A 15518-nucleotide genomic window follows, 5' to 3' on the forward strand; every position below is an offset into this window, starting at 1 on the left:
TACTCCTTGGATGCACTGAACCTAGGGTGTCGGGCGTGTGCGCTCAACCACCCGCGGCCAAGCTTTGCTCCGGTCCCGAGAAGCGGCGCTTGACGGGGTCGAGCAACGCGGCGGGCAGATCGATCAGCCGCGGCCCGGCGGTGTAGAGCAACGCCACCTCGACGCGCGTGTCCGGAAAGATGACCTCCAGCGCGGCGTGATAGGCGGCCATCTGTCGCAGGTGATAATCGGGTACGTCCTCGACGCTGTCGGGCACGCCGCGCCCGGTCTTGTAGTCGATCGCGCGAACCACGCCGTCGCCGATCAGCAACCGGTCGATCGTGCCAGAGATCACGCGCCCGGTTGGAAGCGTCGCGGCGACCGGTGCTTCCGCAAGCGCGGCCGGGCCGAACAATGCGGCATAGGCCGGGTCGTTGAGCACCGCCAGGACGGGCGCGATCACGGCAGATGGATCGACGACCCCGCGCGCGCTGAGCCAGCGGAGCGCCGCCGTCTCACGCGCCGCCGGAGCGAGCGGTGGAAGTCGCTCGAACAAGGCATGCATCAGCGTACCGCGTTCGGCCGCCCCACGGGCAGCGGGCGCGGGCGGCGCATCGCTGACCGCGTCGTCACCGATCGACGACGGAGTCAGCGGACGCGGTGGCTTGGCGTCCTCGAGCGCGGGGCGCCGCGCCCAGTCCGGAAGCGTGATCACAACATCGTCGCTAGCCCCCGCCCCGCCCTTCGTCGCCACCGCACGCGCCGGCCGACGCCCGGTGAAGACGCGCTCGCCCTCGCCGCCGCCGATCCCCAGCGCATCGAGCGTTCGTGCGGCAGCGGCATACCAGCTCGCGTCCGGCGGCACGCCCTGCCATTTGGCACTGAGCGACCCGGCGATCACCAGTCGTTCCTCGGCGCGGGTCGCCGCCACATAGAACAGCCGCCAATGCTCCTGCCGCTCGCGTTCCTCGACCTGCGCGAGCGCAGTGTCGATCGCCCCGGCGCGCTCGGCGCTACGCGGGCGGAAAACCGGGATCGGCTTCTCCAGTCCCTCGGGCGTCCACATCAGCGTCGAACGCGGGCTGGCATCGGGGTCCGCGGTGGCGTCGGCGAGAATGACCAGCGGGGACTGCAGGCCCTTCGCGCCGTGCGCGGTCATGACCCGCACCGCGTCGAGCGGCGCAGCGGCGTCGCGGACGATCTCCACCTCGTCACGCTCGAACCAGTCGAGGAAGCGTTGCAGCGACGGCGTCGACCCGGTTTCGAAATCGAGCGCGGCGTTGAGCAGTTCCTCGATCGGGTCACGCGCCTCCTCGCCGAGCCGGGCCAGCAATTTGCGCCGGCCATCGAGCGATCCGGACAACAGCAGTTCGAGGAATCGATAGGGCGTGTCGTAATCGGCGCTGGCGAGGAGCGCGGCCAGTTCCGCGACATGCCCCGCATGATGCCGCGACAGGTGGCGCCACAGCGAGCCCTGACGCTCAACCGCGCGCATCATCAGCTCGTCCTGCGTCCAGCCGATCAGCGGCGAGACGAGCAGGCTGGCGAGGCTGAGATCGTCGTCGGGCTGGAGCACGAACCGCACCGCGGCGAGCAGGTCCTGCACCGCCAGCGGCGCGGAAAGCCGCAGCCGGTCGACGCCCGCCACCGGCACGCCCTCGGCATAGAGCCGCGCGACGAGCAATTGCGCCAGCTCGCCGCGGCGCTTGACGAGGATCATCACGTCCTCCGGGCGCAGGCGGCGGCCCTTGCTCTCCAGCAGCAATCCGCCATCCTCCAGCGGACCGAGCCAGCGCTTCACCGCCTGTGCAATTCGCGTGGCGTTGGCGCGGACCGCATCGTCGATCCAGCCTTCCTCGCCGCTGTCCTCAGCGTCCGTGGCCCCCGCAGCAACGGGCGGCCAGAGCACGACCGCGCCCGGACCCGTCACGCGGCTGGCGTGCGGCGGAATATCCTCGGCAGCACCCAACCCGGCTGCACCGACCGTCGCAATCGCCTGATCGACGAACTCCAGCACCGGCGCCGTGGAGCGGAACGAGTCCGTCAGCGACAACCGGTCGAAGGGCAGTCCGCGCTCGTGATCGGGCATCAGGTCGTCGCCGGCCACGTCGCGCGCACGATCGGCGAAATAGCGCTCGGCCGCGAGGAAGTTGATCGGGTCGGTGCCCTGAAAGCCGAAGATCGCCTGCTTCAGATCGCCGACTGTAAACAAGGTCCGTACCGACGGCGCATAGACGCCGCGTCCGACGAAATATTCATCGACCAGCGCGCGAATGATCGTCCATTGCGCGACATTGGTGTCCTGCGCCTCGTCGACCAGCACATGTTCGGTAATCTGGTCGAGCTTGTAGCGAATCCACTCGCCGATCCCTTCCTGCCGCAGCAGCGCGACCGCAGCGTCGATCAGGTCGTTGAAATCGACCGCGCCGCTGTGACGCTTGGCGATGGCATAGCCACGCGCATACTCGCGCCCGACCTCCAGTGCTGCGCCGAGCCGGTCGGCATAGGCCGCCCGCACCCGCAGCGACAGCAGCTCGCCGCACCAGCCGTGCATGCGCATCGCGTGATCGGCGTAGTCGGGGTCGGCCGGCGCGCGGCCCTTGCCGAACGACAGCGGATCGCCGTCCTTCTTCGCCCAGACGCCGTGCAGGTGGTCGAGTGTCGCGGCGCGCTCCTCGACGCCGACGGCAAGCCATGCCCCGATTGCCTCGGCCCGATCGATCCCGCTCTTGGTTCCCCAGCCGCGGTTGAGCGCAGCGAGCGTATCGAGTGTCGCTCGATCGATCGCATCGTCGCCGCATGCGTCACGAACGTGCGCGGCGACGTCGCCGAGCGGCAGGCCGAGCTGCGTGCGGACGAACGGTGCGATTCCGGCGGGAAGCGCCTCCAGCGCGTCGTTTGCGCGCGCGCAATCGGCAAGGAACTGCTCCGCCCCCTGCTCGCCGAGCCGGACGCTCAGCGCGCCGATCGTCTCGACCGGGCGGGTGCGGCCTTCGCGTTCAGCCTGCACCAGCAAATCGGAGAGCGCCTGCCGGCGGAGCAGCGCTTCCTCGCGTGGCTCGATCGGCCGGAAACCGGGAACGAGTCCGGCCTCGATCGGGAAGGCGGCAAGCAGACCCTGGCAGAAACCGTGGATCGTCTGGATGCGCAGACCCCCGCCGGGCGCGTCAAGGACGCGCGCGAACAGCGTGCGGGCGCGGGCGACCAGCGCCGGCGTCGGCCGCTCGCCAAGCGCGGCGAGGTCGGCAGCGAGTTCGGTGTCCGGCATGCGGACCCAGGCGGCGAGCTGCCGATTGACACGCGCCGCCATCTCCGCCGCGCCGGCCTTGGTGAAGGTCAGGCACAGGATCGCGCCAGGCTCGACGTCGCGCAGCAACAGGCGGAACACGCGCGCGGCGAGCACCTGCGTCTTGCCGGTCCCCGCCGATGCGGACAGCCAGACATGCGCCTCGGGACGGCTGGCGCGAAGCTGCGCATCCTTGAGCTGGGGTAGCGGGGTAACCGCGCGGGGGGTCATGCCTGGGCCTCCTCCGTCATCCCCGCGCAGGCGGGAAGCGCGACACGCCAACGTTGCGATTTCAGCGCGCAGGTCAGCGCTGCGCGCTGTCCGCCGTTGCCGAAATGACGATTACGCATCGCGGCCATACCATTCATCACGGCGCATCAACTGGTCGTATTCCGCAAAGGGCGCGAATTCGGGGTGGAGCTTGGCGGTGAACGGCTCCTCGCCCGTCAACCAGCGGGCCGCCGCCTCCGCAAAGCTGTCGCACGCGGCGCAAACAAAGTCGCCGGTCATGATCCGCCCGCCCTTGCCCGCCGGGTCCGCCGGGCTCGATACCGAACCGAACGCGTCGCCCTTCTTCGCGAGCGACCAATATTCGAACGCGCTCGCCTGCCCCGACACGTTGCCGAACCCGCCTGCCTCGGCGATCGCGCCGAGCAATCCGAGCTGCAAATTGAACCCGCCACGCACCGCCGCGATCGACGGCGCCTTGCCCGTCTTGTAGTCGACGATCCCCAGCCCGCCATCAGGCATCCGGTCGATCCGGTCGAAACGCCCGGTCAGCTCGATGCCCGACAACTCGGTGGTGCCGCGCCCTTCCACCGCCAGCACGTTGCGTCCGGCCGCGCGATCGGCGAGCGTCTTGCCCGCCACCCACTCGAACGCCGCGATCAGCCGCGGCTGCCACAGCGCGCGGAGCAGCGGATGCGTCGCGGGATCGGCCAGCAAGGTCAGCGCGCGCGGCAGCAGCTTGTCGGCATCGCAACCGTCCTCGCGCGCCCACGCCTCCAGTACCGCATGGACCGCGGTGCCCCGCCACGCCGCGCTGGGATCGGCATCGACCGGGTCGAGCGCCGAAAGCTTCAGGATGCGGCGCGCATAGAAGGCGAACGGGTCGGCCTTGAGCCGGTCGACCTCGGTGACCGAGATCTGGCGTGGGCGCAGCCGTGCCGGTGGCAGCGGCGCGGGCCGGTCGGCTGGCGTCGGCACGCGCGTGCCGTCGAGCGCGCGCGCCCACATCGCCAGGGTCTGGTCGCCCGGGAAGCGCTCGCCGGTCATCGCCTCCAGCCGCAGCCAGAAACGCGAGGCGAGTGCCGGCGAGCGCGCATCGCGCCGCGCACGGGTCAGCACCACCTGCCTGGCACCGAGCGCCTGCCCGAAATCATGCGCCGCCACCCCGATCCCGCGATCGAGGCCCGGCAGCCCCAGTTCGGCGCGCACGCGCGGCGCGAGCCATGGGTCCGGCGCGGGCAGCCCCGGCCATGTTCCTTCGTTGAGCCCCGACAGGATCATCAGATCGGCGCGTTGCAGCCGCGCCTCCATCAAGCCGTAGATGGCGAGCCGCGGGTGGCGCTCGCGCGGCAGCAGCCGGATCGCGATCTCGTCCATCAGCATCCGCAGCAACGGCGCAAAACCCGCCGGTGCGATCTGTTGCGGCCCGCACGGCGCCTGCGTCTCCAGCCCCGTCAGCAGATCGGCAGCGGCCCGTCCCGCCGGGCCACGCCACGCCTCTTCGCCGGCGAGCAGATCGGCCGCCTCGCGCAGGCACGCGACCAGACTCGACAAGGTCGCCATTCCCGTACCGAACCCACGCGCGGCCGGGTCGAGCAGTGGGCGCGCCGCGCGCCACCACTCGGCGGCAGGCGCGAAGGCCGGCACCGCGGCGAGGTGACGATCAATCCCCTCCAGCCCAGGCGCCGGGCGCGGGCCCCGCAACGCGCGGTCGAGGCGGCGCACCCCGTCGAGCCACGCGCCGCGCCCGTCCCCGAGCCGCACCAGCGGATGCTTGAGCAGCGTCAGCAACGCCATCGGCGCAAAGTCCTGCGCCGCCGCCTCGATGATCGCGGTCAACAGCGTACCCGGCGGCAGGGTCGCCAGCGCGCGGCCGGCGCTGTCGTCCACCTCGATGTTCCAGCGCCGGCAATGCGCCGCCACGCGCCGGGCAAGCATCCGGTCGGGGGTGACCAGCGCCGCGGTGATGCCCGGCGTCTCGACCGCCTCGCGCAGCTTGAGCGCGATCGCCTGCGCTTCCTCGGCCGGGGTCGCGAGTTCGACGGCGGTCACCCCGGTCAGGCGGCGATCGGCGGCGTCGAGCTGCGTCCATTTGGCAGTGAAGCGCGCCGGCGCCAGCGCGTTGGCGATCGCACGCCCGCGCGCGGCCGTTGTGTCATGTTCGCTCCCACCGGCCCAGCGCGACACTTCATCGCGCGCCGCCCCGATCCGCTCGAGCAGCAGCTTGAGGTGGAATTGCGGATGCACCTCTATCGATCGCGCGCGTACTCCGGTGACGGGGTCGGGTTCGTGCGGACCGAGCGCGGCCCATTCCGCGTCTGGCAGGGTCAGGTCGAGATCCGCAAACACCACCATCCCCTGCGAAAGTTCCGCCACCGTGCGCAGCAGCCGCGCCACGGCTGGCGCGGGATCGGTGATCCCGGCGGCGCAAACGAACTGCCCGGGTGGCGCCGCGCGCCAGCGCGCCGCCTGCTGGTCAAGCAGCCGGATGCGGCGCTCGGCACCGTCGATGGCGCCCAGCCGGTCGCGCTCGCCCGGCCAGCGATCGAGCAGGAGGCGGAACAACCGGAGTGCGGTTTCCCAATGATCCGACAACCCCTCGCCGGGATCGAGCGCGGCGAGCCGCGCCGGCGATACCTCCTCGACGATCAGCTGGTCGAGCGTCGCGGCAAGGTCGCCCGCCAGCCGCACCGCCTCCGCCGCATCGACAGGGCGTCCCGCCGCGGCGCGCTCCTCCTCGACCAGCCGCGCCAGAATCATGCGGCGTTGCAGCGGGTCGATCGCCGGCGGCAGCGGCGGCGTGGCGTCGGCCGGGTCGAGCGTGGCGCCGACCCCGGCATCCAGCTCCTCGCCGCTCAAGGCGACGATCCGCGGCAACAGCAGCGCGCCGCCGCTGGCGCGCACGAACGCCTCGCGCACCGCCAGCCCGCCGCGATTGTTCGGGACCAGCACCGTCCCGCGCGCCAGCGCCAGCCGGTCGCTGCCGAACCGCCGCAACAGGCCTGCAACCAGCGCGTCGGCGAAAGCGCGATGCGCGGGGATGGTGTAGAGTCGCAGACCCCGCTCGGCCGGCGGGGCGGTGTCAGCCATCCGCGAGCAGCGCCTCGGTCCGCGCAATCGCGCCCGGCACGTTCACCTCCGACCACAGGCCCTGATGCACGAGGCCATAGGCACGCCCCGCCTCGATCGCGCGGTTCCAGAACAGGTTCGTCGAGAAGGGGCCCTCCGGCCAGTCGCGGATCAGCCGCGGCGAGACGATCTGCACGCCGGTAAACACGAACGGCGCGACCCGGCCCGGCTTGCGCCGCCCGCTGATCCGCCCGCTGGGGGCGAGGTGGAAATCTCCTTGTCCGCTGTGATTATGCGCGCGGGCATAAGGAACCATCAGCAGCAGCGCGTCCATGGCGGCATCGTCCCAGCGATCGGCAAGCTGGCGTATCGCGTCGGTCGGGCCGTCGAGCCAGAGATTGTCGCCATTGACGACGATGAACGGCTCGTCGCCCAACAGCGGCAGCGCGCGCACGATCCCGCCCCCGGTTTCGAGCAATTGTGCGCGCTCGTCGGACACGATCACCTCGATGTCGTGGACCCGGTGCCGTAGATGCGCCTCCAGTGCGTCGGCGAGATAGTGAACGTTGACGACCGCGCGCTCGACTCCGGCAGCACGGAGCCGGTCGAACACATGATCGATAAGCGCGCGACCACGCACCTCGACCAGCGGCTTGGGACGGGTAGCGGTCAGTGGCCGCATCCGTTTGCCTACGCCGGCCGCCATGACCATCGCGGTACGTGGCACGCGCGACCCCGGGTCGGGGCGGATGTAGTGCGGGCGCGTCATGCGAGGCCTCGCGCCTCGGCGAGCACCAGCGGATCGCCCCGCCATTCCGGCGGCAGATGATCGTCGAACCAGCGCGCGACCGGCGCCAGTGCCGGGTCGGTCAGATCGCGTTCCAGATACGCCCAGACCCGCGGACACAGCGCCGCATAGCGCGGCTTGCCGTCGCGCTTCCACAGCCGCGCGAAGATGCCGAGGATCTTGGCGTTACGCTGCGCGCCGAGCACGTGATAGGCGCGCAGGAACGCGTCGCCCTCGCCGGTCGCGGTGCGATACCGTGCAAGCATCGCCTCCTCGATCGTCGGATCGACATCGCGGCGCGCGTCCTGAAGCAGCGACACGAGATCATAGGCGGGATGTCCGGCCAGCGCGTCCTGAAAGTCGAGCAGGCCGAGCGCCCGCTCCGCGCCGACCAGCATCAGGTTCTCGGCGTGATAGTCGCGCAGCACCGTGACCGGCGCCACACCCTCGACATGGTGGAGCACCGCGTCCCATGCCGCGCGATAACCCTCACCATCGACCTCGGCGCCGAATGCCGGGCAATACCATTCGACGAGCAATCCGGCCTCGCGCTGCAACTCGGCGCGATCATAGGCGCGCCACGGTCCCGCCGGTTTGGCACGCAGCGCCACCAATAGATCGACCGCCGCCTCGTACAGCGCGATTGCCGAACCGACGTCGGCGTCGGCGGTTTCGCGTAGCCGCACGTCGCCGAAATCCTCCAGCAGCACGAAGCCGCGCTGAAGATCGACCGCATGGATCGCGGGTGCGGCGAAAGCGTGCTCGGCCAGCCAGGCCGCGACGGCGAGAAACGGGCGCGGATCCTCGTGCGGCGGTGGCGCGTCCATGAGAATCGCGCTTCGAGCGCCGGCATGGACGCGGAAATAGCGCCGGAACGAGGCGTCACCGGCCAGCGGCTCAATGTGTGCGCCGCTCCATCCGTGTGCGTCGAGAAAAGCCGGCGCATCCGCCGGCGGAGTCATCGTGGCCATCGCCCGTCCCAAGCGGCGGGCGCCGTCCAAGTCAAGCGACGCGCGCCATCCGGCGCCCACGCGATGTCGAGCGCCAGCGCGTCCGGCCATCGCGCGGCGCCCGCCCGCTCAGGCCATTCGACCAGCAAGGCCGCATCAAGCCGCGCCTCTTCCAGCCCCAGTTCGTCGACTTCGGCCGGATCCTCGAGCCGATAAAGATCGACGTGAAGCACCGGCAACCGCACGTTGGGCGGTTCATATGGCTGGACGATCGCGAAGGTCGGGCTCGGCGCCTCCTCGGCCAGCCCGAGCGCGGCGAGCACCCCGCGCGCCAGACTCGTCTTGCCTGCACCCAGACCGCCGGTCAGCGTCACGACGTCGCCCGCGCGCAGCACCTCGGCCAGCCGTGCGCCGGCCGCAGCCGTCGCGGTCACGTCTGCCAGCCATTCGGCGCCGCGCTTCATCGCCGCGGCAGCTCCACGGTGACCGTCGTTCCCGCGTCAGGCGTGCTTTGCAGCGCGATTGTGCCACCATGCGCCTCGACGAACTGCTTCGCGAGCGGCAGGCCGAGACCCAGCGCGCGCTCCCCGGTCGCGGGCGTTCCCTCGCCCGCGAAGCGATCGAAGGCGCGCGTCAGCTGCTCGGCGGTCATGCCCGGTCCGTTATCGGTCACCACGATCCGCGCGCCGCGCGCGTTGCCGTCGACAGCCAGCGCCACCTTGCCATGTTCCGGTGCGGTGCCGATCGCGCGACGCAGCAGATGCTCGACCACCTCGCGGATGCGCCGCGCGTCGCCGGTCAGCCGGCCGGCCGAGCGCTGCACCTCGACCGCAAGGTCGATGTGGTGTCGTCGCGCGGTGGCACGCAGCGCGTCGACCGCCGCCCGCGACACCGCCGCGACGTCGATGTCGGCGCGCTCCAGCGGCCGCGCCCCGCTGTCGGTCGAGGTCAGATCGAGCACATCGTCGATCAGCAGCCCGAGCCGGTCGACCGAATCAAGGATCGCGTCGAGATAGGCGATCGCATCCGGGGACAGGTCACCGGCATAGCCGCCGTGCAGCATTTCCGCGAAGCCGCTGATCGAGGTCAGCGGGGTGCGCAGTTCGTAGCTCATGTTGGCGACGAATGCGGTCTTCACCTGGTCGGCGGCTTCCAGCGCATCGTTGCGCTCGCGCAGCGCCTGTTCCATCGCGCGGCTGTCGCTGATGTCGAGCATCGTGAACAGCGCATTGCCGTCGGGCAGCGGCACCGCCGCAAATTCAAACTGCCGCCCGTCCGCCAGCGCGATATGGCCGGCGCGCTGCTGGCGCTCGATCGTCGCAGTGCGCACCAGCTCCGCGATCGAGCGCGCGCGGCGCGGGTTGGACAGCTTCGCGGCCACCTTCTCGGCGATCACATCGACGCGGGGGTGGCCGGTCAGGAAATCCTCGTCGAGATCCCACAGCGCCCGGAAACGGTTGTTCCAGAGTTGCAGCCGCCCGTCCGCGGAGAAGACGCCCAGCGCCTCGAAGAGATTGTCGAAGGTCGCGGTACGGACGCGCAGCAACGTGTCGCGGGCGCTGGCCAGCTGGACCTGTTCGGTGCGATCCTCGAAGAACACCATCAACCCGCCATCGGGGATCGGCTGTGCGACGACGCGCAGATGCGTGCCGCCCGGCAGGTGCCAATTTTCCTCGGCCGCAGTGTCGGCATTGACGAACCAGCTGCGCCGCTCCGCCTTCCAGCCGGGAAAGTCGCGAACTTCGGGCACGCGGTTGGCTTCGCGCATCCGCTCGAGCACGCGATCAAATTCGGGGCGATCGGCGAGCCACTCCAGCCGCATCGCGAACATGCGCCGGAACGGCTGGTTGCAGAACACCAGGCTCCGGTCGCCGCCGAATTGCGCCACGCCCGCCGACAGCCGATCAAGCATCGCGCGCTGCGCCTCGGCAAACCGCCGTTCGCGCGCGTGGCTCTGCTCCAGCTCCTCGATGTCGATCGCGTAGCCCGCTACCCCGCCGACCGGCAGCGGGACGTCGTGGATGCGGAGCGAGCGCCTTGCGCCGCCGATTGTCGCCGGCAGTACGCGTTGCTGCGGCCGCGCCTCGTCGCGCGCCAGCGCCGCGCCGGCGGTCGGGCTACCTTGCCCCGACCCGTCGACCAGCTCGAGCCCGCGGCCGACGACCTCGGCGGCATCGCTGCCTTCCACCGCCGTGACATAGGCCGAATTGACCATCGCCAGCTGCAAATCGCCGTCGCGGTACCACATCGGCAATGGCGCAGCCTCCACCAGCCCGGTCAGCGCGTCGAACGCGTCCGAAAGGTCGTCGAAGTCGGCACGCAGACGACGCATCTCTCCCTCGCTGGCGGTTGAATCGTAGAACCACAGCATCACCGCATCGCCGCGCCGGTCGCCCTGAACGGTCAACGTTCGCCCGCCGTCACGCGCATGGATCGTGTGCGTGAAGTTTCGCGCCGACCGCTGGCAGGCCGACAGGCCGTGCGACAAGGCCTGTGCCTCGCTGGGGTGCAGTCCCCAGCTCGCCGCCTCGACCTCCTGCAGATAGCCGGGAATGTCGCTGAACCCCAGCCAGTCCGCGACGCGCCGTGACATCTGGACGCGTCCGTCGGGCAGCACCACCATCGGCTGCATCGGCGCGGCCGCCAGCAGCGTCTCGATCGTCTCACGCTCGCTTACCGCCTCGACTGCGCCAGCGCGCGCGCGCAGCCCCGTCGCGATCAGCACGACGCCCGCCAGCACGAGCAGCAACACCACGGCCCCGATCGCCACCGCGATGCCCGGCGAGAACGGCGTCATAGAACGTGCGAGATCCGCGACATGCGGCTTGTCTAGGGTGGGCGCCCCTTACCGGCAAGCGGCGTGGCCACCGCGCACGAAAAAGGGCGAGGCCAACGGCCCCGCCCTTCGTTCGCCATCGCTGATCGTGCGATCAGTAGCGATAGTGATCCGGCTTGAACGGCCCCTCGACCGGCACGCCGATGTAACCGGCCTGCTTCGGGGTCAGCTTCGAGAGCTGGACGCCGAGCTTTTCGAGGTGCAGCGCCGCGACCTTCTCGTCGAGGTGCTTCGGCAGCACGTACACTTCGTTCTTGTAGTTCTCGGACTTGGTCCACAGCTCGATCTGCGCCAGCGTCTGGTTGGTGAACGACGCCGACATCACGAACGACGGGTGACCGGTCGCGCAGCCCAGATTCACCAGACGCCCCTTGGCGAGGATGATGATCTGCTTGCCGTCCGGGAACTTCACCAGGTCGGTGCCCGGCTTCACTTCGTTCCACTCATAATTGCTGAGTGCCGCGATCTGGATCTCGCTGTCGAAGTGGCCGATGTTGCACACGATCGCCATCGGCTTCATCGCCTTCATGTGATCGGCGGTGATGACGTCGGCGTTGCCCGTGGCGGTGCAGAAGATGTCCGCGCGCTTCACCGCCTCGTCCATCGTCACGACCTCGAAGCCCTCCATCGCCGCCTGCAACGCGCAGATCGGATCGATTTCGGTGACGAGCACGCGCGCGCCGCCGTTACGCAGCGACTGCGCCGAGCCCTTGCCGACGTCGCCGAAGCCCGCAACGCAGGCGACCTTGCCGGCGAGCATCACGTCGGTGGCGCGGCGGATCGCGTCGACCAGCGATTCCTTGCAGCCGTACAGGTTGTCGAACTTCGACTTGGTGACCGAGTCGTTGACGTTGATCGCCGGGAACGGCAGCTCGCCCTTCTTCGCGATCTCGTACAAGCGGTGGACGCCGGTGGTGGTCTCTTCCGACACGCCCTTCAGGTTCTTGACCGTCTCGGTCAGATAGCCCGGCTTCTTGGCAATGAACGCCTTCACCGATCGCTGGAACTCGACTTCCTCGTCATTCTCGGGCTCGCCAAACGTCGCGCCCGCCTCGAGCTTCGCGCCCCACAGCGCGAACATCGTCGCGTCGCCGCCGTCGTCGAGAATGATGTTGGCGGTCTGGCCGTTGCCGTGGTCCCAGTCGAAGATCGAGCCGACATAGTCCCAGTAATCGGCGAGCGTTTCGCCCTTCACCGCGAACACCGGGATGCCGGCGGCCGCGATCGCAGCGGCGGCATGGTCCTGCGTCGAGAAGATGTTGCAGGTCGCCCAGCGCACGTCGGCGCCCAGCGCCGTCAGCGTCTCGATCAGGACCGCGGTCTGGATCGTCATGTGCAGCGAGCCGGTGATGCGCGCGCCCTTCAGCGGCTGCGACGCGCCATATTCGTCGCGCAATGCCATCAGGCCAGGCATCTCGGTCTCGGCGATGTTGATCTCGGCGCGGCCGAAGGCGGCGAGGCCGATGTCCTTGATGACGTAGTCGTTGTTCTCGAGCACGGGGGCGGTTGCCACGGCGTTGTCTCCACTCAGATGAGGCCGACCAAGGCATGCGCCCACACCGATCGGCATCCCCGTGCCTTAGCCGCGATGACCGCGCGGATCAAATATAAAGGTATCTTTATATGTGATCTGACAGGCGGCCTTCGTCCTGTGCAATCTGGCCCGCTCTGATCGGCTTGTTCGGCAGGTCAGCTATGTCCGCTCTGGTTCGACAGCAGGCGCGGGTCGACGCCCGCCGTGACAAAGCCGCGCGTCCAGCGTTCGTCGACCGCGGTCGCGAACAGCAGGTCGGTGTCGTCCTCGACGTTGAGCCAGCCGTGACGCGTCAGCTCCGCCTCCAGCTGCCCCGGTCCCCATCCGGCATAGCCAAGCGCGACCAGCCATTGCGCCGGCCCGGTGCCGGCCGCGATTGCGCGAAGCACGTCGAGCGTTCCCGACAGCCGCCAGCGCCCGGCGACATCCAGCGTGTCCTGACCGCCCCAATCGTCCGAGTGCAGTACGAAGCCGCGCCGCGGCTCCACGGGACCACCGAAATGCACCGGCGCATCGGGCGCGACGCCGGGCGCGATCTCCAGTTGCTCCAGCACCTCGTGCAGTCCCAAACCGTTGACCACCGCGCCGACGCCGATGCCCAGTGCGCCCTGCTCGTCATGGCTGCACATCGCGATCACCGAATGGTCGAACCGCGCATCCCCGATGCCCGGCATCGCGAGCAGGAACTGGCCGGTGAGAAAGGTCGCTTGCTCCATGCCCGTGATCTAGGCGCTCGGAGCGCGCTTGCCAAAGCTTGAAATCGCCTCGCGCACTCGCCATCGCTGGCATACACCCTAACCGGAGTTACCTTTATGGCCATTGCCGTCGGCGATCCCCTTCCTTCCGTGCAACTGACGAGGCTCACCGCGGACGGGCGCGAGCCGGTCGACACCGGCGCTTACTTCAAGGGCCGCCGCGTCGCGCTGTTCGCGGTGCCGGGCGCCTACACGCCGACCTGCTCCGCCAAGCATCTGCCCGGCTTCGTCGAAAAGGCCGAGGCGTTGAAGGCGAAGGGCATCGACGAGATCGCCTGCACCGCGGTCAACGATCCATTTGTGCTCGAGGCATGGGCCAAGGCCAACGATGCGCAGGACGTGACGATGCTGGCGGACGGCAACGCCGATTTCGCGACCGCTTTGGGGCTCGACATGGATGGCACCAGGTTCGGCATGGGCCGCCGCAGCCAGCGTTATGCGATGGTCGTCAACGACGGCACGGTCGAGTCGCTGCATGTGGAGGCGCCCGGCGAGTTCCGGGTCAGCTCCGCCGACCACCTGCTCGAAACGCTGTAAGTCACGGTCGCCCCGCCGTTTGTCGGCGGGGCGACTTGCCGCGGTCATACGGACTATGTAACCGTCCGACATGACAGCCAACGACCTCGTCCGGGAACTCGACCGGCTCTACACCGCCTCCGTCGATCGACTGAAGGCAGCGATCACCACCTATATCGCCGATGGCTCCGTGCCGGATCGCGCAGCCCGCAACGATGGCGCGTTCGCCTATCCCGAAATCCGTTTGCGCTTCGCCGGTGGCGACGGGCGGCCAACTCCGATGCGCTCGTTCGGGCGGCTGGTCAGCCCCGGCGAGTACCGCATCAGCGTCACCAAGCCGGCGGTGTTCGCCGACTATCTGGTCGAGCAGTTGACGCTGTTGATCGAGGATTATGACGTCACGGTCGACGCGGTGCCGGGAACGCAGGAAATCCCCTATCCGTACGTCATCGATGCCAACCACGCGCTGAGCCTCGACGCGACCTCGGCCGCCGAACTGGCCCGGTATTTTCCGACCACCGAACTGGCATTCATCGGCGACGAGATCGCGGACGGCCTGTGGGCGTCGATCGACGGCACGCGTCCGCTGGCGTTGTTCGACGGGCTGCGCACCGACTTCAGTCTCGCGCGGCTGCGGCATTATACGGGTACGCCGCCCGAACATGTCCAGCGCTACGTGCTGTTCACCAACTATCATCGCTATGTCGACGAGTTCGTTCGCTGGGGCGCGCAGCAGGTGACCGACGGCGGCCGCTTCAGCGCGCTGTCGGGACCGGGCGGCGTGCTGTTCACGGCGGGCGACGATCCGGCGGCCCTCGACGACAGCGCGTGGCGGCGGTTGCAGATGCCCGCCTATCACCTGATGGCCGACGATCGCACCGGGATCACGCTCGTCAACATCGGCGTCGGCCCATCGAACGCCAAGACGATCTGCGACCATTTGGCGGTGATGCGTCCCGAGGCGTGGCTGATGATCGGGCATTGTGGCGGGCTGCGACCCTCGCAGCGGATCGGCGATTATGTGCTCGCCCACGCTTACTTGCGCGACGACCATGTCCTCGACGACATGCTGCCGCCCGAAATCCCGGTGCCCGCGATTGCCGAGGTGCAGCAGGCGCTGGCGCGCGCTGCCGAGACGGTGTCGGGGCAATCGGGTGACGAACTGAAGCGGCGATTGCGCACCGGTACGATCGTCACCACCGACGATCGCAACTGGGAACTGCGCTACGCGCGATCCGCGCTGCGTTTCTCGCTGAGCCGGGCGGTGGCGATCGACATGGAATCAGCGACGATCGCGGCGCAGGGCTATCGGTTCCGCGTGCCGTACGGGACGTTGCTGTGCGTCTCGGACAAGCCGCTGCACGGCGAGCTGAAGCTGCCCGGACAGGCCAACCGCTTCTACGAACGCGCGATCAGCGAGCATATGCGGATCGGGATCGAGACCTGCGAGGAGCTGCGTCGCGAGGGTGCGAAGCTGCACAGCCGCAAGCTGCGCGCCTTCAACGAGCCGCCGTTCCGCTGATCGACTCGGAAACACCACGCCGTCCGTGCGTTGCGCTCCCGAAACCACTGATACGG

10 protein-coding genes are annotated in these 15518 nt (G+C 69.3%); 2 read left to right on the plus strand and 8 right to left on the minus strand.

Annotation, left to right across the window (positions count from 1 at the left end):
• Window positions 1-43 precede the first annotated feature (43 nt).
• The 8 genes from addA to BACI71_RS12960 all read right to left on the minus strand — a co-directional run bounded on the left by addA (window position 44) and on the right by BACI71_RS12960 (window position 13385).
• Window positions 44-3496 carry a double-strand break repair helicase AddA gene (gene addA / locus BACI71_RS12925; protein ID WP_159759235.1) on the minus strand — a complete coding sequence of 1151 codons (3453 nt, stop codon included), beginning with the start codon at window positions 3494-3496 and terminating at the stop codon, window positions 44-46.
• A gap of 111 nt (window positions 3497-3607) precedes the next feature.
• Complete coding sequence (gene addB / locus BACI71_RS12930) at window positions 3608-6583, minus strand: double-strand break repair protein AddB (RefSeq protein WP_159759237.1); 2976 nt, start codon at window positions 6581-6583, stop codon at window positions 3608-3610.
• Complete coding sequence (locus tag BACI71_RS12935) at window positions 6576-7331, minus strand: nucleotidyltransferase family protein (RefSeq protein ID WP_159759239.1); 756 nt, start codon at window positions 7329-7331, stop codon at window positions 6576-6578. Before BACI71_RS12935 ends, addB begins: the two co-directional genes overlap by 8 nt.
• Window positions 7328-8311 carry an aminoglycoside phosphotransferase family protein gene (locus tag BACI71_RS12940; RefSeq protein WP_201297476.1) on the minus strand — a complete coding sequence of 328 codons (984 nt, stop codon included), beginning with the start codon at window positions 8309-8311 and terminating at the stop codon, window positions 7328-7330. Before BACI71_RS12940 ends, BACI71_RS12935 begins: the two co-directional genes overlap by 4 nt.
• Window positions 8308-8763, minus strand: coding sequence for a tRNA (adenosine(37)-N6)-threonylcarbamoyltransferase complex ATPase subunit type 1 TsaE (tsaE, locus tag BACI71_RS12945; RefSeq protein WP_159759243.1), 456 nt, complete (start codon window positions 8761-8763; stop codon window positions 8308-8310). Before tsaE ends, BACI71_RS12940 begins: the two co-directional genes overlap by 4 nt.
• On the minus strand, window positions 8760-11096 hold the full coding sequence (locus tag BACI71_RS12950) for a sensor histidine kinase (protein ID WP_159759245.1): 2337 nt from the start codon (window positions 11094-11096) through the stop codon (window positions 8760-8762). The genes tsaE and BACI71_RS12950 overlap by 4 nt, the downstream gene beginning before the upstream one ends.
• A gap of 133 nt (window positions 11097-11229) precedes the next feature.
• Window positions 11230-12648 (minus strand): adenosylhomocysteinase, encoded by a 1419-nt coding sequence (gene ahcY, locus BACI71_RS12955; protein WP_159759247.1) that lies wholly within the window; start codon window positions 12646-12648, stop codon window positions 11230-11232.
• 176 nt (window positions 12649-12824) lie between these two features.
• Window positions 12825-13385, minus strand: coding sequence for a YqgE/AlgH family protein (locus BACI71_RS12960; RefSeq protein ID WP_159759249.1), 561 nt, complete (start codon window positions 13383-13385; stop codon window positions 12825-12827).
• A gap of 96 nt (window positions 13386-13481) precedes the next feature.
• On the opposite strand from BACI71_RS12960, the gene BACI71_RS12965 reads away from it, so the two are divergent.
• Window positions 13482-13961, plus strand: coding sequence for a peroxiredoxin (locus tag BACI71_RS12965; RefSeq protein ID WP_159759251.1), 480 nt, complete (start codon window positions 13482-13484; stop codon window positions 13959-13961).
• Between the two features lie 70 nt (window positions 13962-14031).
• On the plus strand, window positions 14032-15462 hold the full coding sequence (locus tag BACI71_RS12970; protein ID WP_159759253.1) for an AMP nucleosidase: 1431 nt from the start codon (window positions 14032-14034) through the stop codon (window positions 15460-15462).
• Window positions 15463-15518 lie beyond the last annotated feature (56 nt).

The organism is Sphingomonas sp. 8AM, from assembly GCF_902506455.1.
Lineage (GTDB): Bacteria > Pseudomonadota > Alphaproteobacteria > Sphingomonadales > Sphingomonadaceae > Sphingomonas.